Source organism: uncultured Cohaesibacter sp., from assembly GCF_963556055.3.
Classification (GTDB): Bacteria; Pseudomonadota; Alphaproteobacteria; order Rhizobiales; family Cohaesibacteraceae; genus Cohaesibacter.
Genome location: NZ_CAUVYE020000002.1, coordinates 98,958 through 123,423, shown reverse-complemented (window position 1 = coordinate 123,423; position 24,466 = coordinate 98,958). Strand labels below are relative to the sequence as shown.

Annotated in this window: 15 protein-coding genes and 2 pseudogenes; 3 read left to right on the top strand and 14 right to left on the bottom strand. The window is 54.8% G+C overall.

The window, feature by feature from the left end:
* Positions 1–1,283 (bottom strand): annotated as a pseudogene (locus ACHZB8_RS00635) (bifunctional uridylyltransferase/uridylyl-removing protein); the annotation flags it as partial.
* A 112-nt stretch (positions 1,284–1,395) separates the two neighbouring features.
* On the bottom strand, positions 1,396–4,098 hold the full coding sequence (gene mutS / locus ACHZB8_RS00630; RefSeq protein ID WP_316857977.1) for a DNA mismatch repair protein MutS: 2,703 nt from the start codon (positions 4,096–4,098) through the stop codon (positions 1,396–1,398).
* 523 nt (positions 4,099–4,621) lie between these two features.
* Between mutS and ACHZB8_RS00625 the strand changes: the two genes are divergently transcribed.
* Positions 4,622–6,907, top strand: a complete 2,286-nt coding sequence (locus tag ACHZB8_RS00625; protein WP_316857976.1) for an NADP-dependent malic enzyme — start codon at positions 4,622–4,624, stop codon at positions 6,905–6,907.
* Between the two features lie 131 nt (positions 6,908–7,038).
* On the opposite strand, the gene ACHZB8_RS00620 is transcribed toward ACHZB8_RS00625, so the two are convergent.
* The gene (locus ACHZB8_RS00620) at positions 7,039–8,010 is read right to left on the bottom strand and encodes a GNAT family N-acyltransferase (protein ID WP_316857975.1); all 972 of its coding nucleotides are present in this window, start codon (positions 8,008–8,010) and stop codon (positions 7,039–7,041) included.
* A 241-nt stretch (positions 8,011–8,251) separates the two neighbouring features.
* Positions 8,252–10,576, bottom strand: a complete 2,325-nt coding sequence (locus ACHZB8_RS00615) for an ATP-binding protein (RefSeq protein ID WP_316857974.1) — start codon at positions 10,574–10,576, stop codon at positions 8,252–8,254.
* Between the two features lie 159 nt (positions 10,577–10,735).
* Between ACHZB8_RS00615 and ACHZB8_RS00610 the strand changes: the two genes are divergently transcribed.
* Both ACHZB8_RS00610 and ACHZB8_RS00605 read left to right on the top strand, forming a co-directional pair.
* Positions 10,736–11,707: a quinone oxidoreductase family protein gene (locus tag ACHZB8_RS00610; protein WP_394706059.1), complete on the top strand. Its 972-nt coding sequence runs from the start codon at positions 10,736–10,738 to the stop codon at positions 11,705–11,707.
* Positions 11,708–11,927: 220 nt separating this feature from the next.
* On the top strand, positions 11,928–12,416 hold the full coding sequence (locus tag ACHZB8_RS00605; RefSeq protein ID WP_316857971.1) for a DUF2202 domain-containing protein: 489 nt from the start codon (positions 11,928–11,930) through the stop codon (positions 12,414–12,416).
* A gap of 62 nt (positions 12,417–12,478) precedes the next feature.
* Here the strand turns inward: ACHZB8_RS00605 and rsgA are convergent, their stop codons facing one another.
* From rsgA to ACHZB8_RS00555, 10 genes and pseudogenes are all read right to left on the bottom strand, one after another.
* Positions 12,479–13,576: a ribosome small subunit-dependent GTPase A gene (gene rsgA / locus ACHZB8_RS00600; protein WP_316857969.1), complete on the bottom strand. Its 1,098-nt coding sequence runs from the start codon at positions 13,574–13,576 to the stop codon at positions 12,479–12,481.
* A 329-nt stretch (positions 13,577–13,905) separates the two neighbouring features.
* Entirely contained in the window at positions 13,906–14,370 is a 465-nt protein-coding gene (locus tag ACHZB8_RS00595; protein ID WP_316857968.1) for a cupin domain-containing protein, read from the bottom strand.
* Complete coding sequence (gyrB, locus tag ACHZB8_RS00590; protein ID WP_316857966.1) at positions 14,348–16,783, bottom strand: DNA topoisomerase (ATP-hydrolyzing) subunit B; 2,436 nt, start codon at positions 16,781–16,783, stop codon at positions 14,348–14,350. Before gyrB ends, ACHZB8_RS00595 begins: the two co-directional genes overlap by 23 nt.
* A 159-nt stretch (positions 16,784–16,942) precedes the next feature.
* Complete coding sequence (locus tag ACHZB8_RS00585; protein ID WP_316857964.1) at positions 16,943–17,383, bottom strand: cytochrome c; 441 nt, start codon at positions 17,381–17,383, stop codon at positions 16,943–16,945.
* A 2-nt stretch (positions 17,384–17,385) separates the two neighbouring features.
* Positions 17,386–18,600 (bottom strand): DNA replication/repair protein RecF, encoded by a 1,215-nt coding sequence (recF, locus tag ACHZB8_RS00580; RefSeq protein WP_316857963.1) that lies wholly within the window; start codon positions 18,598–18,600, stop codon positions 17,386–17,388.
* A 171-nt stretch (positions 18,601–18,771) separates the two neighbouring features.
* Entirely contained in the window at positions 18,772–19,890 is a 1,119-nt protein-coding gene (gene dnaN, locus ACHZB8_RS00575) for a DNA polymerase III subunit beta (RefSeq protein ID WP_316857962.1), read from the bottom strand.
* Positions 19,891–20,102: 212 nt separating this feature from the next.
* Positions 20,103–21,624, bottom strand: a pseudogene (gene dnaA, locus ACHZB8_RS00570) (chromosomal replication initiator protein DnaA).
* A gap of 155 nt (positions 21,625–21,779) precedes the next feature.
* Complete coding sequence (locus tag ACHZB8_RS00565; RefSeq protein ID WP_316857961.1) at positions 21,780–22,220, bottom strand: rhodanese-like domain-containing protein; 441 nt, start codon at positions 22,218–22,220, stop codon at positions 21,780–21,782.
* A gap of 690 nt (positions 22,221–22,910) precedes the next feature.
* Entirely contained in the window at positions 22,911–23,177 is a 267-nt protein-coding gene (gene rpsT / locus ACHZB8_RS00560; protein ID WP_316857960.1) for a 30S ribosomal protein S20, read from the bottom strand.
* A 324-nt stretch (positions 23,178–23,501) separates the two neighbouring features.
* Positions 23,502–24,239 (bottom strand): pyrimidine 5'-nucleotidase, encoded by a 738-nt coding sequence (locus ACHZB8_RS00555; protein ID WP_316857959.1) that lies wholly within the window; start codon positions 24,237–24,239, stop codon positions 23,502–23,504.
* Positions 24,240–24,466: the final 227 nt, after the last annotated feature.

The following is a 24,466-nucleotide window of genomic DNA, read 5'->3' as shown; positions in this document are numbered from 1 at the left end:
ATGGCATCCGGATGAAAGGAAAGGTTTTCGCGATCCGCAAGCTCGAAAATTCGAAGCAGGTTTGCCGGGGCCTGCTTGAAAGTCTCTTCACTGTCCACGGTCAACCGACCATGATCAATGTGAAAGCCGTCTGCGTCCCGGATCTTGCGGCGCTGGAAGGCGGAAGGCAGGGGAATGGCTGAAAAGAATCGGTTGATCCCCGGTGCGGCGCGTCCGAAATCCTCTTCAAGGGCAGCACAAAAAACGCGGGTGATTTCGCCCACTTCCTTGGCAACCAGAAAATAATGCTTCATGAAGCGCTCGACGGCGCTCTGTCCGGGACGGCTGCGATAGCCCATTCGGCTGGAAAGCTCGCGCTGAACATCGAAATTGAGCCGCTCTTCGGGGCGGTCGGTCAGAAAATGCAGATGGCAACGCACGGTCCAGAGGTGATTATTTGCCTTCTTGAATCGGTTATATTCCTCCTCGGAGAAGACGCCAGCTTTGATCAATGCACGGGCACGCCTCACCCGATAGGCATATTGTCCGATCCAGAACAGGGTTTGGATGTCGCGCAAACCGCCCTTGCCCTCCTTGATGTTGGGCTCGACCATATAGCGCGAATTGCCCTGTTGGGCGTGACGGGTATCGCGTTCGGCCAGCTTGGCGGCAATGAACTCCGCGCTGGTGTTGCGCAAGACATCCTTGTCGAAGCGGACAAGCAGCTCGTCGAACAGCTTTTTCTCGCCATCAACAAAGCGTGCTTCAAGCAGCGCTGTCCGAATGGTCATGTCCGAGCGGGACAGGCGGATGCACTCGGTTACCGTGCGGGTTGCGTGGCCTACCTTTTGGCCCAGATCCCAGAGCATATAGAGGATATATTCAACAACGCTTTCCCCCCAGGGTGTCTGCTTGTAGGGCAACAGAAACAGCAGATCGATATCGGAATGGGGAGCCAGTGTTGCCCGCCCATATCCGCCAACCGCGATCACGGCCAGATGTTCCGAGCTGGACGGATTGTCGAGCCGATAGACATGCTCTATGGCAAAGCGATGAATAAGCGTGATGATCTGGTCTTCAAGATAGGAAAGGCGAATGGCACACAAGATTCCGATGCCGTCCTGACCAAGCAGCTCTTCTGCGCGGTTTCTGCCCTGCTGCAACACGTCTTTCAGCAATTGCAGAATTGCTGCGCGGGCCTTGAAATCCTTGGCATCTCCGCCATGATCCTCGACAATCTTCACCATTTTGGCCTGTGTTTGCTCGAAATCGATAAGATTGTCACTTTGCGGGGAAATTATCATTGTCTATGCCCTGTAATTCAAATCTGCGCCTTTATGCCACAAATTGGCTTGATGTCTGGTTAAACCGCCGCAAAGAAGGCAAAAACCCACGGTCACGCCCATCGATGGCTCTTTAAAGCAGGTTTTTGAGACGGTAAACAAAATCATGCGCTTGTCTCGGACTCATATCGTCCGGATTTATCTCTTGCAATGCCTCGCGCACAACATCGCGCTCAACCGGCTTTTTCGTCTGTATATGAGCGGAAAACAGCGGCAGGTCGTCAATTGTCGTCGCTGGAGACCGACGGTCACCCTCTTCCAGATGCTGCAACACATCCCGTGCCCGCTCAATCACAGCGTCGGGAAGACCGGCCAGCTTTGCCACTTGAATACCATAGGATCGGTCTGCCGCTCCGGGTACGATCTGATGCAGAAAGACTACATCGCCCTGCCATTCCTTGACCTGCACGGTGGCATTGGTCAGGCGCGGCAGTTTTTCATGCAGCACCGTGAGCTCATGATAATGGGTAGCAAACAGGGCACGCGAGCGGTTGATTTCATGCAGATTCTCAATCGTCGCCCAGGCGATTGACAGGCCATCGAAGGTTGCTGTGCCGCGTCCGATTTCATCAAGGATGATAAGGGAGCGTTCGCCAGCCTGATTGAGAATGGCCGCTGTCTCGACCATTTCGACCATGAAGGTAGATCGCCCTCGTGCGAGATCATCCGCTGCCCCCACTCGGGAAAAGAGCCGGTCGACGAGACCGATGTGAGCTTCGTCCGCAGGTACGAAAGAGCCCATCTGAGCCAGAATGGCGATGAGGGCATTCTGGCGCAAGAAGGTCGACTTACCCGCCATGTTGGGGCCTGTCATCAACCAGATCTGCCCGTTTTGATGGCTGTCCTTGGGGCCGATATTGCAATCGTTGGCAACAAAGGATTCTTCACCGCCAGTCTGCAAGGCCACTTCCACGACCGGATGACGGCCATTCCTGACCTCAAAAGCCAGGCTGTCATCAACGCGCGGTCGGCAATAGTTTCGCTCTTCGGCCAGTATCGCAAGAGAAATGGATACATCAAGGACAGCCATGGCACGAGCTGCTTGCTTGATGGTATCTGAAGTCTCCAGAACGGCATCGCGCAGCTTATCGAAAATGGCAAGCTCTATGGCAATCACCTTGGCACCGGCAGACGCGATCCGCGCCTCCAGATCGGCAAGTTCCGTGGTGGTGAAGCGCATCGCGCTGGCCAAGGTCTGGCGATGAATGAAGGTTTCGTTGAGTGGTGTCGACATCAGTTTGTCGGCATTGTTGGCGGTGACCTCAATGAAATAGCCAAGGACATTGTTATGCTTGATCTTGAGCGACTTGACGCCGGTTTTTTCGGCATAACCCGCTTGCAGAGATGCAATCACCCGGCGGCTTTCATCACGCAAGGCCCTGAGGTCATCCAGATCGGTGTCAAAGCCGGATCGTACGAAACCGCCATCGCGCCTTTGCAGTGGCAAATCATCACGAAGGGCAGTGCCAAGCAATTGGCCAAGACTTTGGGGCACCGCTTCAAGTGCATCGCGTGCATCTGAAAGCTCAAGGGGCAAGGATGTCTCGTCATCCCTTTGCTGCAAGCGCTGCAACAGCACCGAAATGGCCGCGCAGCCGCTAAGGATTGCTCCCAGATCGCGCGGTCCACCGCGATCAAGCGACAGGCGCGAGAGCGCACGCGGCATATCCGGTGCTGCCTTGAGATCTTCCCTGAGATCTTCGCGCAGACCGGTGTCGGACAGAAACCATGCAACCGAATCCTGTCGTGCCAGGATGCTGTCGATGTCTGACAGTGGAGAAGCAAGACGCGCAGCCAGCAGACGGGATCCACCCCCCGTGACCGTTTGGTCGATCACTGACAACAGGCTGCCCTTCTTCTCTCCGGACAGGGTTCGAACCAGCTCCAGATTGGCGCGGGTCGCAGCATCAATGGCCATGGTGCGGCTGGAAATCTCCCGCGTCGGTGGCGCGAGTGGTGGACGGGCTCCAAGTTGGGTTTTCTCGACATAGGCAAGAACAGCGCTCGCAGCCATGAGCTCCACCCGCTCATAGCGGCCATGTCCGTCAAGGGTGGAAAGGGAGAAATAATCCAGCAGCCGACCGAGCGCCGTCGAGCCATCAAAGAAGGCACGCGGAACCGGTGTGAAGCTGGCTTGCAGAATGGATTTGAGCGGCGCGATATCCTCATCCATCAGCATGTGATCGGCAATGATGATTTCACGCGCATCAAGCCTTGCCAGTTCCGCCCCAAGCCGCAGATGGTCTAGCGCCAGAACACCGAATTCGCCGGTTGAGAGTTCGAGCCAGGAAAGGCCGTAGAGATTGCCCTCTTCGCCGCTCTTTACCCTGGCAATAGCCGCTAGATAGTTTGACTGAGACGCATCAAGCAGGCTGTCTTCGGTCAGCGTTCCGGGCGTCACCAGCCTGACGACATCGCGCCGGACCACGGATTTGGCGCCGCGCTTTTTTGCCTCCGCCGGATCCTCGGTCTGTTCACACACCGCAACCCTGTAGCCAAGGGAGATCAGGCGCTCGAGATACCCCTCGGCCGCATGAACCGGAACGCCGCACATCGGGATGTCCTCGCCCAGATGCTTGCCCCTTTTTGTAAGGGTGATGCCGAGAGCTTTCGAGGCCGTGAGCGCATCGTCGAAGAACAGCTCGTAGAAATCCCCCATGCGATAAAACAGCAGGCTGTCGGGATTGGCATTCTTGATTTCAACGAATTGCTCCATCATCGGCGTAGCTTTTGTAGAGGCCTTTTGCGCTGGGATGCTTTGCTTTTGCTCCGACATGGGGCTTTTTCTTCTTTCCTGATACGAATCTCGATATTGCCAATCGACGGCACGTTAACAATTTGCATCGAGAAGGACCAGAGCGTATCAGCGTTCGCCAACGATTTGGACAGCAGAGGAAAAGGGCAATGGAAGCCTCCTCCTAAATGGCATGTCAGCCATGCACGGATTTTCCATCGGCTTTTGCCGGCAGCTCATGCCGGACACATATGGAAAAGCGCCAATTTTCAAGCTTTTCGACACAAGCCAGTAACGGTTTCGGGTTTTGTCCCATGGAACTGCTGAACCCTTTTGTCGAATTGTGTCGCTTCAACTTAAGGCGTAATGTCTTGCGCGAGACCCCCGGCTGCAAAGCAACAATTGAGGGATCTGAAACATTTCAGCTCTTGATGACCCAAACCAATCATTGTTGTAATTTTAAATATTTGGTAATTCGCAAATATGGGGGGAGGTCGCGACCCGACGTAATCCGTCACCCGGCCTTACAAGGCGCAAAAGCGTCATTAAAAATGGGAGAAGAAAATTGAAGGTGGATCAAGACAACCCGATTAACAGTGTAACCGTAACCGACGAGGAGGCCTTGATCTTTCACCAGAAAGGACGGCCAGGGAAGATCGAGATCGTCGCAACCAAGCCGATGGCGACCCAGAGGGATCTTTCTCTGGCATATTCGCCCGGTGTGGCCGCACCCGTAAAGGCGATTGCCGAGGATCCATCTCGCGCCTTCGATTATACCGCACGCGGTAACCTTGTGGCGGTGATTTCGAACGGAACAGCCATTCTGGGGCTTGGAAATCTTGGCGCACTGGCTTCCAAACCGGTCATGGAAGGCAAGGCGGTCCTGTTCAAGCGTTTTGCGGATGTGGACGCCCTCGACCTTGAAATTGATACCCAGGACCCGGACACCTTCATTGAAGCAGTTCGCCATTTTGGCCCCTCCTTCGGTGGCATCAACCTTGAGGACATCAAGGCTCCTGAATGCTTCATTATTGAGCAGAAGCTCAAGGAAGTGATGGATATTCCCGTTTTCCACGATGATCAGCACGGGACCGCAATCATCGCTGCGGCAGGTCTGTTCAATGCGCTGCAACTGACAGGACGCGAGCTCAAGGACACCAAGGTGGTTTGCAACGGGGCCGGGGCAGCGGGCATTGCCTGTATCGAGCTGGTCAAGGCCATGGGCATTCCCCATCATAATGTCATTCTTTGCGATACCAAGGGCCCCATCTATGAAGGCCGCAAAGAAGGCATGAACCAATGGAAATCCAAGCATGCCGTGCCAACGAGTGCGCGCAGCCTCACCGAAGCGCTCAAGGGAGCTGACGTGTTCTTCGGCGTATCCGTCAAGGGCGCTCTGACCCCGGATATGGTTGCCAACATGGCACCGTCACCGATCATTTTCGCGATGGCCAACCCGGATCCGGAAATCACGCCTGAGGAAGCGAAAAAGGTTCGCCCTGACGCCATTGTTGCGACAGGCCGTTCCGACTATCCAAACCAGGTCAATAACGTTCTTGGCTTCCCCTATATTTTCCGCGGAGCGCTTGATGTTCTGGCAACAGAAATCAACGACGACATGAAAGTTGCAGCGGCGCGTGCTCTTGCCGCTCTTGCTCAGGAGGATGTACCTGATGAGGTGGTCAGCGCCTATCAGGGAAATCGACCGAAATTCGGACCGGACTATATCATTCCGGTTCCCTTCGATCCGCGTCTGATCAGCTCCATTCCGCCAGCTGTTGCCAAAGCCGCCATTGAAAGCGGCGTTGCCCGTCGCCCGATTGTCGATCTGGAAGCCTATGCCAATCAGCTTAGTGCGCGTCGTGATCCCCTGGCGTCGACCCTTCAGGCTGTTTACACCAAGGTTCGCCGCAATCCCAAACGGGTTGTCTTTACCGAGGGCGAGGAAGAGCAGGTCATGCGTGCCGCCGTTTCCTTCGTCAATGATGAATTGGGGACGGCAGTTCTTGTCGGTCGCGAAAACCTTATTCATGAGCGGGCAAAAGAAGCTGGCATCGACATTAATCGTCCGGGCATTGTTCTGGTCAATGCCCGTGTCTCGGACAGGGGCGAGGCCTATGCCGAACATCTCTATCGGCGCTTGCAGAGAAAGGGCTATCTCTATCGTGACTGCCTGCGCATGGTCAACAATGACCGCAACATCTTTGCTGCGTCCATGGTTGCGCTCGGAGATGCGGACGCGATGATCTCGGGTGTGACGCGGAACTATTCCATCGTCCTTGAAGAGGTTCAGAAAGTCATCGACCCGCATCCGGGCCATCGGGTGATTGGTGTCTCCATCGCTCTTTGCAAGGGCCGCACGGTTTTGGTTGCGGATACTGCGGTGCATGAAATGCCAACAGCCGAGGAATTGGCCGATATCGCCGAAGAAGCCTCGACCGTTGCACGCAAACTCGGTATCGAGCCACGGGTGGCCATGCTTGCCTACTCCACCTTCGGCCATCCGGCAGGCGAACGGTCGGACAATCTGCGCGAAGCGGTTAAAATTCTCGATCGTCGCCGCGTCGATTTTGAATATGATGGTGAAATGGCAGCCGACGTTGCCCTTAACCCGGATCTGATGAAGGCTTATCCATTCTGTCGTCTTTCTGGTGCGGCCAACGTTCTGGTCATGCCGGCCTTCCATGCAGCGTCCATTGCTACCAAAATGCTACAGGAGCTGGGCGGGGCTACGATACTGGGCCCATTGCTGGTTGGGTTTGACAAGCCGGTACAGATTTTGCCGCTCGGTGCAAAGGATGTCGATATCGTCAACATGGCAGCACTTGCCGCATATGATCTCGGAAATTGATCACCGGGATCTGAGCTGCGAAATGACAAGCTGAATTGAAAAGGGGGAGGCGTTCATGAAACGCTTCCCCCTTTTTGCAGGTTCGGGATGCCGTCGGGCCTTGCAGCCCTGAGCGCTCGAATTCTTGGGTGCTACTGGTGGCGTGCGACAGCGTCATTCACATTGTTTGTGCTGTAATGATCAATATATTTCGGGTCGATATTTTTCACCGGCAGAATGATGAATACATCCGTTGTTCCGAACTGATGATCGACCATCGCACTGGAGCCGAAATAGCAACCAAGGCGCATATAGGCTTTCAGAAGAGGGGGCAGGCGCCGCAATGCGGACTTGTCGTCGATCGCTTCCGGATCCATTTGTTCAAGCGGTACCTTGAGATGCGGCCAGGCATCCACTTGCCATTCGTCGGGAGCCTTGCCCAGCTTGGACAGGAAAGTCAGCGGTTCGGCCAGCTTCTTGGGGTCGGTTCCTGCAATGGAGGCACAACCGATCATCACGTCGATCTTGTGAATCTGAACATAGGCCCAGATCCCCTGCCACAGCAGTTCGATGGTGCGCTTGGTGCGGTAATCCTTGAGAACGCAGGAGCGACCCAGCTCCAGAAAGCGCTTGTCCGGATGATTGTTGACCAGATCATTGAAATCAAATTCGGACGCGGAGTAGAAGCCGCCATACAGATTGGCCATTTCCTGGCGCAGAAGGCGATAGGTGCCCACAATGCGAGGCTCGCGTCGACGAAATTTTCTCTTGGGTGAATCGTGATCCAGCACCAGAAGATGGTCGCAAATGGCATCAAACGCGTCCGCATCCCGGCGGGTGAACTTGACATGGCTGTTTGGTTTGGCAGCCATTTCCTTGTAGAACACCTTGTAACGCAAACGCTGGGCCTTGCGAATCTCGCGCTCGGTTTGCGCCAGTCTGATTTCCAGCGACCCGACCCGACCCAGAGTGATCGGCATGGTGCTGATCGGGCGGCCATCGCGCAAGTGATTGCGTCTGAGAGCCGTCAGAATTTTATTTGGCAAATTGGGCTTGATGATGCGCGGTCTTTGGCTTTGGCTAGAATCCATGTCCAGATTGGGGCTGTTATCAAGCATGGCCATTTGTTTCCGTCCTTTTGTCGATCATTGGCCGACGTCGAACGCCGAGCGTGAAAAATCGATTATTTTTGCTCATCTTGTAATCTGTGAGCTTATGGTCTTGTCTTGATTGACATCTGCTGCGGATTCAAAAAGCTGTTACTCAGCAGGTTTGATCCTTGACGGCAGTGCCAATTCGGGTTGCATGACTATCGGCTTTGCCGAATCATTCGCTACCTTATTTTGGAGCGGAGGCCTATATAATTTATAGTACAGTTTTGTGACATTGGCTAACTTTATCGAGGGCAGCCTGAACCGTTTTCACCAGCGATAGAGGATCAATCGGCTTCACAATAAAGTCTGAAAAACCGCGTGAGAGGCAGCTTTCTCTGGTTTCTGGCAACGCATCTGCGGTGAAAGCCAACTTTGGGATGAGCCGTTCATGTTGGCTGTCGATGTCCTGCATTTTGTCAAACAGATCCAGCCCATCCATGTCCGGCATGTGAAGATCAACAAGGGCCAGATCAAACAGATGGTCGCAGCGATAAAGGCCCAGAGCCTCCTTGCCCGATGGTGCCACAGCGACGGACATGCCGGCTTTCTCCAGCGCAGAACGGGCAAGCAGAATATTGATCTCATTGTCCTCGACAAGCAGGATTCGGACTTGTTCCGCTTCCGTATTGTTTTCGGGATGAACGGAGCCGTTGTCTTTTGGACAAGCGTCTTGCTCGGACTGGGAGGAGGTTTCCGAAGCGGGGGATGACAAAGTGGGGGGTGTCAGGGCTTCTGAGCCTTTTGTCCGAAGATCGGGATGACCAAGCAGGGCTTGCCTCAGTGAGATCTGTCGCACCGGTTTGACCAGATAGGCGTTGATCCCGCTGTTGCGCATTTGCGGAATGACCCCCCGCTCACCCGGCTCGAGCAGGACGATGCGGCTGCGAGGTTGCGGGCGGGTGAGACGGCCTCCCTGAAGCGGATCAAAACTGGCGATGATCTTCATCGCCTTGTCAGGCTCTGCCCCATTGATAAGCAGATGGTCGGGACAGATTGTCTGTCCGGTTTCCTCCCATTGCCCAAGCGTGAAGCTGTAAAAGGCGACGCCCCAATCCTTGCAATAGGAAAAAAGCGCTCGACGGTCAGCTTCCGTCAAGTCGATACCGACCAGAACCGTGCCTTTAAGGCGCTTTGCAAAATCGTCTCCATGAAGGGGCGCATCAAGGGCCTTGCCGTCCGCATCATCAAGCCAGGAGGCCGGTATTCTGAGGGAAAAGGTAGAGCCCTTTCCCGGCACGCTTTTCAGAAGAATATCCCCCTCCATCATGCGGGCCAGACGCCGCGAGATGGCAAGGCCAAGCCCGGATCCTTCATGCTGTCTTGTCCGGGTGGTGTCAGCCTGCTCGAACTCCTCGAACAGCCGGGACTGAATGGCTTCTTCAATGCCCGGTCCGGTATCCCGAACAGACAGAAGCACGATGGCCGCTTCACCTTCCTGTAAGGGCTCCTCGCAGTGCAAGGCCAGATTGATGGCTCCTTCGGCGGTGAACTTGATCGCATTGCCAACCAGGTTGACAAGGATCTGGCGCACCCGGGCCGGATCGATCAACAGCTTGGCAGGCATGTCAGGGCTGACCCATGAGGCAATGGACAGCCCCTTGTCCTGAGCGTCCGGGGCAAGCAATTCGACCACCTCTTCCATGAGGCGGATGGGCGATGTCCATTCATGGGAAAGGGTCAGTTTTCCCGCTTCGATGCGTGAAAGGTCCAGAACATCATTGACCAGTGCCAGCAAAGCCGTACCAGACTGGCGCAAGGCATTGGTGTAATTGGCTTGCTCATCTGACAGGGCCGTGGACTGAAGCAGATTGGCCATGCCGATAATGCCGTTGAGTGGCGTGCGCATCTCATGGCTGATCGTTGCCAGAAAGCGCGACTTGGCCTCGCTTGCCGCTTCCATCTGCTTGAAGGCGGTGACATCGCGGGCGATCACCAGCCGCATTTCCTTTTCCTTCTGCACCGAGCGCACCAGAGTTTCCGTCCAGCGGAACCAGCGCGGCCCGATCAGGGTGTCAATTTCCCGTTCCCACAAAGGATCGATACCGGGACTATTGCCCTCTGAGGCATCGCTTTCCTGTAGCGTGTCGTTCGGAGCAAAGGGAGAGCGGAGATCGGTCCGGTCGAAATAGGTTGCGAACGGATCATTGCAATAAAGGATCCGGTCTGCGTCATCCAGATGCAGGATGATGTCGCCCTGACGATTGAGCAAGGCCTGATATTTCTGCTCTGTTTCACGCAATTCCCAATTCTGATCCAGCAGGCTTTCGCACGCCATGTCCAGTTGCTGCATTTGGGCGCTGAGCTCAGCTTCCTTTTCGCTGGCCATCACAGGATCGGTGAAGTAGCCCGTTGCAAGCCTTGTGAAAAGAGCACCCGACAAAAGCCACAAGAGCGCACCAATGACGACCCAGACCCCTTGCATGGTCAGGCTGAAGGCACCGAGCGCAAAGCCTAGAAAGGCAATCGGCGCAACAACCGCGTTGCCGTTGCGTCTGAAAAAACCCGATGAATTTTGAGGCTTTTCTTCTTGCTGCATAGAATTATCCGAACATCCGTTTCTTTCTTCTACCACAAGGCTGTGACCAAATTCTTGCCCTCACTGTGATTAATGATTGCAATCCGCATTTGCTCGCATAATGTGAGACTGAGAATCAAGATTTAATCGATGGACTGATCGGAGGATGTGATGAGCATTATGACCCGTATTGAAATAGCTGCCCATGGCGGACCGGAACAAATGGTGCTTGTTGAAAGGGAGATCCCCGCGCTCAAGCCTGGCCAATTGCTTGTGCGTCATGAGGCAATCGGCATCAATTTCATCGACACCTATAACCGCACCGGGCTCTATCCGCTTCCCTTGCCTTCAGGATTGGGCAAGGAAGGCGCCGGGCTGGTGGAAGCGGTTGGTGACGGGGTTACCCGCTTCAATATTGGCGACAGGGTAGCCTACTGCTCCGGCCCGAACGGATCCTATGCCAGTCACAATGTGATCGAGGCGGATACGGCTCTGCTTCTTCCAACGACGATTTCTTCGAAACAGGCCGCGGCTTCCATGCTCAAGGGTCTGACCGTGCAATATCTCATCAGGCAGCTTCATCCGGTCAAGGCGGGGGAAACCGTGCTCTTCCATGCGGCTGCCGGAGGTGTTGGCCAGATCGCAGTGCAATGGCTCAAATATCTCGGAGCCACGGTGATCGGCACGGTTGGTTCAGAGGAAAAGGCCGAACTGGTCAAGGCTCTGGGCTGTGACCACGTTATCAACTATCGCACAGAGACCGTTTCCGAGCGGGTCATGGAAATCACCAAGGGAGCAAAGGTGCCCGTGGTATATGACAGTGTCGGCAAGGCAACCTTTGAAGACAGCCTCGATTGTCTTGCTCCGCGTGGGCTGATGGTCAGCTTTGGCAACGCCTCCGGGCCCGTCGAGGGGGTCAATCTTGGAATTCTGGCAACCAAAGGGTCTTTGATGGTAACCCGCCCCACTCTGGCTCATTTTACACCAAATCGCGAGGAACTGGAAAAAGCGGGTAACGATCTTTTCTCGGTGCTCGCTTCCGGTGGTGTCAAACTGGCGAACCCGACCGAATATGCCCTGGCCGATGCTCCAAAGGCTCACAGCGACCTCGAAGCGCGCAAGACGCAAGGGTCCCTCATCCTCATTCCGTGACGGAAGCTTGCCGGACGCAGCGCTTTTTGATGATGAAAAGCAAGCGCTGCGTCCGCTGCCTGTCATGTGTGCCTCATCAAGTGAGGAAATCCATAGAACGACAGATCATTACAATTAGAGACTGTGTGATTACACGAATTGCACGTCCTTGTCTTACTTGTGCCGATCAGGATGATTACGTTTATTTCCATAAGCCAGTCGACATATGAGGAGAGAGACAATGGCAAGCAAACGTCTGTTCGCATCCGTAATCATCGCCGCCGGCATTCTTGCCGGTCCCGTCAATGCCGCTTCCACTCTGCCAGAACCGGTTCAGGAAGCCTTGGTCACCGCTTTGGAAGATGAATATCACGCCGAAGCCTTTTACGACGCCGTGATGGAGAAATTCGGCAGCGTGCGGCCCTTCTCGAATATCATCAGGGCTGAACAGCTGCATCAACAGGCCCTTATCACAATCATGAAACAATATGGCATGGACATTCCGGCCAATAGCCAGCTCAATTCGGCCGAAATCAGGGCGGCAGTGCCTGCAACCCTGCCTGAAGCATGCAGCATCGGAGTGAAGGCTGAAATCGACAATGCCGGCCTTTATACCGAAAAGCTGATGCCGGCGGTCAAGGATTATGCGGATATCACTCTTGTCTTCAAAAATCTCAGCGACGCATCCCAGCTCAAGCATTTGCCGGCATTCCAGCGCTGTGCCGGTTGAGTTGCATAAGAAAAGGGGCCGTTTCCCGGCCCCTTCATGACTGCTCGGACAGAGCGGAGGAATCAGAAATCTTGCCGATCGCGACCCTTGAAGCGATCTGACTCCTTTATGGAATTTTTCACCATTTTGCCGAAAGCCCTCGAGCGACGGCGGTTTTCCGCGATCGTTTCGGTATTGCGACTGTCTTCCGCCTCAAGCTTGCGCCACCGCTCGACGCGCTCCTTCTCAAGCTCGCCAGTTTCAATCGCTGCCAGGATCGCACATCCCGGCTCGGTTTCATGACGACAGTCGCGAAATTTGCACTGGGTCGCCAGTGCGACGATGTCATCAAATACCTGCTCGATGCCTGTGCTTTTTTCGTGCAGTCGCAAGGCCCGGATACCGGGTGTGTCCACGAGCCATGCGCCATTGATCGTTTGGTGCAGGGAACGGTAGGTCGTGGTGTGCCGCCCCTTGGAATCATCCTCGCGAATATCCCGCGTTGCATCCTCGCGCCCTGTGAGAGCGTTGAGCAGGGTGGTCTTGCCCACCCCGGACGAGCCAACCATGGCAATCGTCTGACCCTTGCCAAAGAATGTTGAAAGGCGCTCGCTGGCGCCGGGGTCCTTGGCATCAATCCCCAAAACATCAAGGCCGGGCAGCAGGCGGGCAGCCCGATCGATATAGCTTTGCGGATCCGCGCAAAGATCAACCTTGGTGATCAGGATAACCGGGGTCACATCCGCGTCTTTGGCCAATGCCAGAAAACGCTCAAGCCGTGCGAGGTTGAAGTCATCATTGCATGAGGTGACAATGAACAGGATATCGACATTGCAGGCGATGATCTGCTCGGACACATCGGTTCCCGCCGCCCGGCGCTTGAGCTCGGATTTAGGGTCGAGCCGCCGCACGATCTGATCGGTATGGTCTGCGATGACCCAATCACCGACACCAAAGGTGGAGGTTGAAACCTTGTGCGGTGTGCGCAAGGGGCGCGTTCCCTTCTCATTCAGGCCCATCACGATGGAGCGTTGAATTTCGGAAACGCGAAACGGGGTGTAGGCATCAAGCTCGTCGAGCGCGAGCTGACCCATGAAATAGGAATTGAATCCGAGATCGGACAGGGTAAGGCCAGCCTTTTTGCTTGGCGCTTTACCTAAGAAATCTTCGAAAGACGTCATTGTCTTGCCTTTTGGACACACTCAAACGGCGGCGCTCACCTTTCGGCAAGCCCGTTGACCCAGGCAAGAGACGAGAGCCTTGGCTCAATCACTCATCGCCCGGAGAATAGTCATGACACTCATAAATACCCTCCTTTCGTGCAATCTGGTTTGTTCCATCACGATGGGCACACCATAACCGAGTTAGCGGCGCTTGTCATGGCTTGATGAGATAAGGAGCACCAAGTTGCCGGATCTGCTGCCAAACCAACACGCATTGCGGCAAGTTTATACAAGGCATGGAAGGATAATCGGAGGCGGACTTTGCAAGCGATCTGCAAAGACAGTCGTCAGGCATCAGGCGCCCAGTCCTCAGGGGCCCAGTCCTCAGGGGCCAGCTCGAAGCCTTCAAAGCGGAAGCCGGGAGCCACCATGCAACTCACCAGAGTCCATGCACCCAAAGATTTGGCCGATTGCCACGCCATGCAGGGAACAATGCCATGGGGGTGTTCGCCAGACAGAATGTCCGGGCCGAGCCGGGTGTGAGAGATCGTCCCGTCCCCATCAGAAATGCTGAGCTGAAGCGGAGCACCAGCCTGCCAGAACCAGGCTTCAACCGCATCCACTCTGTGCCAGTGGGAAACCTCACCCGCCTCAAGCAGAAAATAAATGACCGTGGAGCAGGCCCGCCCATCGCTGGATCGGGTGTCGCGAAAGGTCTCGACAAAATGTCCGCCCTCGGGATGGGGTTCCATCCCGAGGGCGTCGATAATGGCCTTGACCTTGACCGGATCAGATGTCGAGGTTGGCGACATTGAGCGCATTGTCCTGAATGAAGTGGCGGCGCGGTTCGACATCATCGCCCATCAGCTTGGCAAAGATATCGTCCGCGTCATCGGCTTCTTGTACGCGCACTTGCAAAAGTGTGCGTGCTTCGGGATCGAGCGTCGTTTCCCACAGCTGGTCGGCATTCATCTCGCCAAGACCTTTATAGCGCTGCATGGAAATGCCTTTGCGACCAAGTGCATAGACTTCGCCGAGCAGCGAGATCGGGCCGTAGATGGTATAGTCCTTTTCCCGTCGACGCATGATGGTGCCATAGTCGAAATTCTCTTTGATATCCTCACCAAGCTTGTTGAGCTTGATCGCATCGGCGGAATTCAGGAGTGCTAGATCAAGCAGAGCCACTTCCTTGACCCCGCGCACGGTTCGCTCGAAGAGGTAGGACCCGTCTTCCTTGACGTGACCTTCCCAGCCACGTTCCGTTTCCTCGGCCATCCGGTCGAGGCGACGCGAAACTCTGGCGAGCGCTTCCACTTCCGTCTTTTCATTCTCTTTGACCGAAGGTGCGAACAAGCCGCTAATTGCAGCTTGCTCGATAACGGAGCGGTTGTAGCGCGAATGCAGGCTTTCAAGCGCTGTCGAGAAGGTCCGGGATTCATCCAGAAGGGCGCGCAGGTCAAGTCCGGCCCGCTCGATACCCGATCCGGTTGTCAGAACCGCTTCCTCGATACCGGTATTGATCAGATAGTCCTCAAAGGCGCGCTCATCCTTGAGATATTGTTCGGACTGGCCGCGTTTGACCTTGTAGAGTGGCGGCTGGGCAATATACAGATGTCCCTGCTCCACCAGTTCCGGCATTTGCCGGAAGAAGAAGGTGAGCAACAGGGTACGGATATGGGCGCCGTCGACGTCAGCATCGGTCATGATGATGATCTTGTGATAGCGCAGTTTTTCAGGATTGAATTCATCCTTGCCGATGCCTGTTCCGAGCGCGGTGATCAATGTTCCAATTTCCTGGCTCGAGAGCATGCGGTCGAAGCGGGCACGCTCCACATTGAGGATTTTGCCGCGCAAGGGAAGAATAGCCTGATTGGAGCGATGCCGGCCTTGTTTGGCCGAGCCACCAGCGGAATCGCCCTCCACCAGGAACAGTTCGGCCTTGGCCGGATCCCGCTCCTGACAATCGGCAAGCTTGCCCGGCAAGGACGCAATATCAAGCGCTCCCTTGCGGCGGGTCAATTCACGCGCCTTGCGTGCGGCTTCGCGGGCTGCGGCAGCTTCCACAACCTTTGAAACAATCATCTTGCCTTCATTGGGATTTTCTTCCAGCCACTCATTGAGGGCCGTGTTGAGAAGATTTTCGACAACCGGGCGAACTTCCGAGGAGACCAGCTTGTCCTTGGTCTGAGACGAGAATTTCGGATCCGGAACCTTCACGGAAAGAACACATGTCAGGCCTTCACGGCAATCATCTCCGGACGGATTGACCTTCTCACGTTTCAGGAGCCCGGAGCTTTCAGCATAGGATGTGACCTGACGGGTAAGGGCTGCGCGGAAACCGGCCAGATGGGTGCCGCCGTCGCGCTGCGGAATGTTGTTGGTGAAGCACAGCACATTTTCATGATAGCTGTCGTTCCACCAAAGAGCAGCCTCGACGGTAATGCCGTCCTTCTCGGCCGAAACATAGATCGGCTTTTCGATCATCGGCTTCTTGGCCCTGTCGAGCCAGCGCACAAAGGCCTCAAGGCCGCCCTCATAGAGCATTTCCTCGGAAACCTTGTCCGGTCCGCGATTGTCATTGAGCAGAATGCGCACGCCCGAATTGAGGAAAGCCAGCTCACGCAAGCGATGCTCAAGGGTCGCAAAACTAAACTCGATATGGGTAAAGGTCTCAGGGCTTGGAGTGAAAGTGACCTCCGATCCCTTCCTGCCGTTCGCCGGGCCAAGCACCTTGAGCGGCCCGGTTGCGTTGCCATGTTCAAACTCGATGAGATGTTCTTTGTCATCGCGCCAGATACGCAAGACGAGCTTGGTCGACAGGGCATTGACAACAGAAACCCCAACGCCATGCAGGCCACCGGAAACCTTGTAACTGTTCTGGTCGAACTTGCCGCCTGCATGCAGCTGGGTCATGATGACTTCCGCAGCCGACACACCCTCTTCGGCATGGATGTCCGTGGGAATGCCGCGACCATTGTCTGTCACGGTAACCGACCCGTCCACATTCAGCGTCACGGTGACAAGATCGGCATATCCTGCGAGCGCCTCGTCAATGGCATTGTCCACCACCTCATAGACCATGTGATGCAGACCCGACCCGTCATCGGTGTCCCCGATATACATGCCGGGACGTTTCCGCACGGCGTCCAGACCTTTCAGGACCTTGATGGAATCGGCGCCATATTCTGCGTCTGCATTGTGAGGTTTATTGTCATTGTCGCTCATGCGAATCAGTCATCCTTCAGCTACGGCCAACCCCACATTTATACGAGCTTTTTCGCCCTTTTCAACAGCAACCCGCTCCCTTGAGGGGTGATCTGTCCCTGCCTCTGTGGAGAGTTTGGAGAGAATGGGAAATGGTGGGGAATTCCCGATAGAAATGCATCAATTTTGTGCGCTTGCGAGCTTTTCCTGTTCTGCGCGCACATAGGCCAGGATCATGGCAATCTCGGTCTGGGAAAGGGTCTTGATCGGCTCCATTGGCCCATAGGTCCATTGTTTTTGCTCTGCCCCGTAAACCACAGCCTGGATAAAGGCCTGATCGGACAGGCTGTCCTTGTGATAAATGGCGTCTGTCAGAGCCGGGCCGAAACTCGTGCTTCGCCCATTGACCCCATGGCAGCTCAAGCAATTGGCGTTGTATAATCGCAAGCCCTCACGCCGGATCTGCTGGCCATCAAGGCTACCCATCAGCACCGCCTTGTCAGGATCGGAAAAGAAGGAGCGGTTGAAGATCATCAGCAATAGAATCGCAATCGAAACAAGCATGAAGAGCAGGCTGTTTCTGGATTTCGCAAAGGGAAGGCGCCTCTTGCGTTTTGCCATGATCAACCCGAGCCTCCCTTGCCTTGTTCGATATGGGTAATGGTACCACAATCAACATGGAAGCGCTGAGCCCGTTCTCCCAATGGTTTAAAAACGGTATCATCGGTCCCTGTGACGAAGGCCTGACATCCCAGCCGATCCAGCAAATCAAACAGAGCAAGACGGCGGGTCTCATCAAGATGGGCCGCGACCTCGTCAAGCAGAACCAGTGGCGTTCGGCCCCGCCTTTCCGCCACCAGATAGGCATGGGCAAGCACGATGGCAAGCAGCAGGGCTTTCTGCTCGCCCGTCGAACATTTGGCCGCAGGCATGTCCTTTAGCTCATACCGTACGATGAGGTCCGAGCGATGGGGCCCGATCAGGGTCCTCCCCGCAGCCCTGTCACCGGATCGTGATTGGGACAAGAGCATGCGATAATGCTCCTCGCCCTCAATGGCCGGTCTGGAGAAGGCTTCCTGTTCCAGAATGCCATCGAGATCCAGAACCGCGACGGGAAAGGCCGAGCCGGTCTCCGCTCCATAGAGCGCTCGCAAGGATCGATTCAGAAGCGAAATCAATTCGGCTCGCGCTGTGGCAATCGCCGAGCCAAACTCGGCCATTTGCAGTTCGATGCCATCCAGCCAGACATGTTGGTTGGGTGCCTCCTCCAGAAGACGATTGCGTTGCCGCATGGCTTTTTCAAACGCATTGACCCGTGTGCCGTGGCTCTTGTCGATGGCCAGCACCATGCGGTCAAGCCATTTTCGGCGCTCCGATGCAGCGCCAATGAAGAGGCTGTCCATTTGCGGTGTAAGCCAGAGAACTGAAACATGATCAGACAAGCTTTCAGCCGATTTTGCCGCCGCTCCATTGATCCGGATCCGTCGCTGCAACGTGCCGTCGACACCTGGCTGCAAACCTGTTCCCAGCCTTGTCTCCCCCAAGGGTGTGTCGAGCGTTGCGGAAACGGCCCAACTGCCCGGGCCATGCTCTCGTCCGATTTCAGGATAAGCCACGCGCCGCAAGCCTCGTCCGGGTGACAGAAAGGACAAGGCTTCGAGCAGATTGGTCTTGCCCGAGCCGTTCGCTCCGGTCAAAACCACATGATGGCCTGCAAGGGACAGGGACAACGAGGAGTAATTGCGAAAATCTGTGAGAGTAACCATCGAAATCGAAACCCTGTCGATGGGCCGCTCATGAGCCGCCACAGTCTCCGGACAGGATGCCTCGTTCGTCAAAATCATCTCTCCTTGTCTGTCTTTGCCATGGGGACCATAAGGCTGAGGGGTGGCTGGGAAGCCATGACGCGAATCCCTGAAAAGTGCCTTTCAAAAACAATAAGGCATTTCAAGATGAAATGCCTTACCTTTGTTTCAATTGATCAAAGAACGAAAAAGAGCGCTCTCGCCCTAGACGCGCATCGGCATCAGGACATAAAGCGTGTTGTTGTCGCCGTCGTCCTGAATAAGGGTAGGCGAACCGGAATCCGCAAGCCGGAACTGGGCGCTTTGGCTTTCGAGCTGGTTTGTGATGTCCAGCAGATAGCGGGCGTTGAAACCGATTTCCATTGGCTCGGCGTCATACTCGACAGACAATTCATCGGTTGCGGTTCCCGAATCCGGGTTGGAAACCGAAAGGATCAGACTGTTCGGCTCAAGGCTCAGTTTGACAGCCCGACCCCGCTCGTTCGATACGGTCGACACGCGATCAACGGCCTGAGCAAATATCGCATTCTCGATTTTCATGACCCGGTCATTGTTTTTCGGGATCACTTTTTCATAATCGGGGAATGTGCCATCGATCAGCTTCGAGGTCAGAACCACAGGCCCGATTGTTAGGCGGATCTTGGTGTCCGAGAGTTCAACCGCGATATTGGCCTCTGGATCCTCGATCAGCTTTTGCACCTCAGATACGGTCTTGCGCGGCACGATGACACCGGGCATGCCCGCAGCACCGATGGGCGCGGTCAATTGTGCCTGCGCCAGCCTGTGGCCATCAGTTGCCACAGCGCGCAGCAAAGTCATGCCGTCGGTCTCGACGCTGTGCAAATAGATGCCGTTGAGATAGTAGCGGGTTTCCTCGGTTGAAATCGCGAACTGGGTGTGATCAATCAGGCGTTTGAGATCCAGCGCCGGAATCTTGAAGCTGTGCGAAAACTCACCGGCGGTGATATCGGGGAAATCCGTCACGGGAAGAATCTGCAAGGTGAAATGCGACCGACCTGCGCTGATCGCAAGGGCGGTCTGCTCTTCGTTGGTCGTCAAGGTGACTTCCGACCCGTCAGGCAGCTTGCGCACGATATCATAGAGCATATGGGCTGGCACAGTGGTTGCACCACCTACCTCGACCATGGCGGGCGCGGTTTCCAGCACTTCCAGATCCAGGTCCGTTGCCTTGAATACCAGATCACCACCCTCAGCCCGAAGCAACACGTTGGACAGGATCGGAATGGTATTGCGCCGTTCCACAACCCGATGGACATGGTTCAGAGACTTCAGCAGGGTTGCCCGTTCGAGAGTGACTTTCATATCCCAATTTCCCTAACTTCACTACAAAGATCGTACGCGCCCAGCCTGTGGCCGAATGCTTGGCCGACCAAAAATGGTGGGGACGCAACTTTGACCCGTCTGGATGAATATGGCAAGGGGATCGTTCCGAAAATGGCACGATCCCCTCATATTTCTTCCAGTTTTCAGCAGCAAAAGGCCGCTATCCTTAAACCGTATGGCTAACGCGACCGCTATTCGGCGATATTGCGTTTCAGCATTTCGATTTCCTGTTGCAACCCGTTGTCCGAAGCCGCCAATTCCTCGATCTTGCGCACTGCATGCAGAACCGTGGTGTGATCGCGGCCTCCGAAACGACGCCCGATTTCCGGCAGGGAGCGCGGAGTCAGCATCTTGGAAAGATACATCGCGATCTGGCGTGGACGAACGATGGTGCGTGTGCGACGAGAAGACAGGAGATCCGAACGCGACACATTGTAATGCTTGGAGACGACCCGTTGGATGTCTTCGATGCGGATACGCCGCGGCTCCTTGGAGCGGACCAAGTCCTTGAGCGCCTGCTCGGCCATTTCAATGGAAATGGGGGCACCGGTCAGCTGGTTGTGAGCCATCAGACGGTTGAAAGCGCCATCAAGATCGCGGCCATTGGACCGGATGATGCCAGCCACATGGTCGAGAACCAGCTCCGGAATGGTCAGGTTCGGATCCCGACGCGCAGCTTGAGAGGCGCGATCGGCCAGAATGGAGCGGCGCAGTTCTTTTTCCAAAGGCTGCAATTCGCTGACAAGACCGCCTGCAAGGCGCGAGCGAACGCGTTCATCAAGGCTTTCCAGCTCAACCGGCGGACGGTCAGCAGCAACGACAACCTGCCGCGCCCCGTCAATGAGACTGTTGAGCGTATGGCAGAATTCCTGCTGGATCGACTTGCCTTGCAGGAATTGCAGATCGTCGATCAGCAAAATGTCGATATCGCGCAAGGTATCCTTGAAATCGAGCGCAGACTGGCTCTTGAGCGCCTGAACGAAGCTATACATGAAGCGTTCGGCGGTCAGATAGAGAACCTTGGCCGAGGAATTGGATTTCTTGGCTTCCCAGGCAATGGCTTGCAGCAGATGGGTTTTGCCGAGGCCGACAGAGGCATGCAGAAACAGCGGATTGAAGGAAACCGGCTGTCCGGGCTGCGCCATCGCGACCTGTTTTGCCGCTGCATGAGCCAGAGTGTTTGACTGGCCAACAACGAATGTTTCGAACGTAAGACGGGGATCAAGCGGCGAGCCGCCAAGCTGATCCTGGTCGTGGCTCATGGCAATGGTTGCAGCAGGGCGGGTAAACCCGCTGTCCTTGTCGACCACATCGGCCGGTTTGGACTGCACCTTGCTCTGGGCAGGTTTGGGACGAACCGCACCGCGCACGTAAAGATCGATGCGCCGGATCAGTTCACTTTCCTCACGCCAGAGCGCCATCAGCAAGTCGCCATAATGGGACTGGATCCAGGATTTCAAAAATCGGGTAGAGACGGAAAGAATGACAAGACCATTCTGTTCATCTTCGAATTCGACACTGGCGAACCAGCTTGAAAAAAACGTCTTCACCAAGTTCCGCGCGCAATCTCTTTTTGACGCGATCCCATTGTTCTTTGCCCACTTTCACCGAAGGCTCCTCTTTTGGGGAGTCAGCCCCAGGAAAAGCCTGATGAGCCGCCGCACCCACCTTCATCTCAACATTTCCCTTTGTGGCCGTCTGCTGTATTGTCATATTGTTTTTCTAGCCTATTAGCCGCCAAAAACAGCTTTTTCCTTGATAAGTCGCAATTTTGGCGAGTTTTATCTCGCTTCCCTGCATACGACCAGATTGAAATATCAATCCCGAACGACCGAGCCTGGCAATTCGGAAATGTCTTAGCTATCGCCTCAAAACTGCTTCCAGGGTAGACCGGCATGCTTCCATCCGTTGCAACTGGCCCGATGCAACTGGTCATCCAGATCGCCCTCAAATCCTGAAGCGATATTGTAGCAAGGCCCCGACCATATCCTTGTCATCTCGATCGCCGCATGTCGGGAGCGAGCCCCGGAGCGACACAGAAAAAACAAGGCACGATCATTTGCTACATTACGGTCTTCAAGCTCCTTTTTCAGCCGCTTACCAAAGTCGGCCTGCCCCTGCATCGAGGGGTAGGAAAGCCATTCGACCAATAATACTTCCCGTTGCGGGTCATCAAATGTCGGTACCCCGACATAATTCCATTCCGCATGGGTACGCACGTCAATGAGTACCGCTGTGGGATCCTTTGACATCTCTTGCCAGGCTTCCAGCACATCAATGTCACCTGCATAGGATTCCAATTCACTCAAGGACAAACTCTCCTTCTCGGGTGACAATCAAGGCCACCAGATGAAGCTACAAAATATCTTAATCCGTGGGCGCATGTGCAAGGGCTCATCAGAACAAAAGCACAGTCGCATAAGGGCCCGGCGAGCCGTATCTGCCACCTTGCTGCCCACAAGTCCGCCCGGCCCGTACGCGCCGGTTACGAAGTGCAGATCAGGTCTCTTCAGGTTGCTTGCATTGCTTTCAAAAACGCCTGTCCGTTTTTCTCATTCTTTGCAACCACGTCCCTGCAAGAGCGGAGAATACACAGCCCCGTACATGGGTGCAAGATCGATAACCGCAGATTCTTGGCTCGCCAAGCGATCAAAAAAATTCTTCCATTTTGGTAAAAAGTTACTTGACCGGGTTATCTCCTTGCGACTCCTCAGATTCTGTCACCAAACGTTTATATTATGCAAAAGAGTCCCAGCCGATTTTTTTTTATCGCTTGAGATCTTGACCCCGGAGAGAATCGCATTTCGAAAATTTGGAAAAACCAGAATGTTTGTAAGATATTGAAAAACAATGATTTTTCAAATTGTGATCAAAAGGGGAACAAGATTTGCTCCGCCGATTCTCTCTATCCGTATTAGTGACAGTTATATGACGGCCGAACCGGTTGGCCCAAAAAAACCCGGCTTGGCCGGGCTTTTCATGAAAGGGCAATGTCCGATCTAGGCGGCAATTTCCTTGACGCGTTTGCTCAGACGGGAAATTTTGCGAGAAGCGGTGTTTTTATGGAAGACACCCTTTGCAACAGCGCGCATCAGTTCGGACTGAGCTTTACGCAGGGCGTCGGAAGCAGCGGACTGATCACCGGATTCAATCGCTTCTTCAACGAAACGCAGATATGTGCGAACGCGTGTGCGGCGTGCTTTGTTGATCGCGGTTTTACGTGCAATTTTACGGGTTGCCTTTTTGGCAGAAACTGTATTGGCCATGGAGCCTATCCTTGTTTTCCATGCAGACCGCTCTGGTCTGCTCATGCCGCTACATCACATCAGCCCTCAATACTGAACAGGCCAGGAAGGACGAGCAGCCAACCTAACAAAACGGGGTTGCGTTTTGCTTTCTCGAAGTGTCGGTCTGTCTTGTCGCCGTGAAAGGCGCATGGACCACACCGACAGCAAAAGGCGGCACATGACGAGCCGCCTATTGAACCGGCCTTATAGTCAAACTTGACAGAGGCGTCAATAGAAATGAGTCGCAAAACCGGTTACACCTTGCAGGACGAAAGGCATTTTCATCTTGACGGGCAGGCTCTGTCAGCGCCTGTCCGCTTCGGAGACCGAAAGCCGCATGTCCTTGAGGAATTCCCCCAGACTTTCCGTGATGAACTGCACATGGCTCGTTTCCTCTGCACCCGCTTCCCAATTTTCGTGAAAAACGTCGCGCGTGTGGCTTGGAACAACCAGAATGGTCTTCATGCCGAGCTCATGAGGGATCTTGAGATTTCGCGGCAGGTCCTCGAACATGGCGGCCCTTCGGGGGGCAAGACCGGTCTGCGCCAGAAGCTTGTCATAAGGTGCCCGGTTGGGCTTGGGATCAAGATCCGCCCAGACGATATCGAATATGTCGTGAAATAGCCCGGTTATGCCGAGGCGTGCAGCAACCTTTTCCGCATGATCCTGTGTCCCGTTGGTAAGGATGTAGCGCTTGCCGGGAAGCTGACGAATACCTTCGGCCAACAGGGGATCGGGCGGAACCCTGCTATGGTCGATGTCATGGACGAATTCAAGAAAGTCATCCGGCTGGATATGATGCTCGACCATCAGACCACGCATGGTCGTGCCATACTTGATATAATAATCGTGCCTTAACTGAGAGGCTTTCTCGGTCTCAAGATCCAGCAGACGGGAGACAAATTCATTCATCTTGACTTCCATCTGCTTGAACAGATCGACGTGACGCGGGTAAAGCGTATTGTCCAGATCGAAAATCCAGCAGTCAACGTCTGAAAACTCACTCAGAGGGGGTTTGCCATAAAGCAAATCGGATTGCATTCGGGGCTCCGGTTGTCATTGGATCATACGGCCTTGAAGGGACCGAAGAACAGGCGGGTCACGATGTCATGAACCGCGCGGCGGGTCAGGATCGCCATAATGTGAGGGATCATACAAAGCCCGACAAGAGGTGCATAAGGCACGTTTGGTTGTTTTTCAAACGAAAAAGACTGGATTTTTGCGGTTTGTCAGGTTCCTCGACAAGACTTCCTTCCAAGACCCGATTT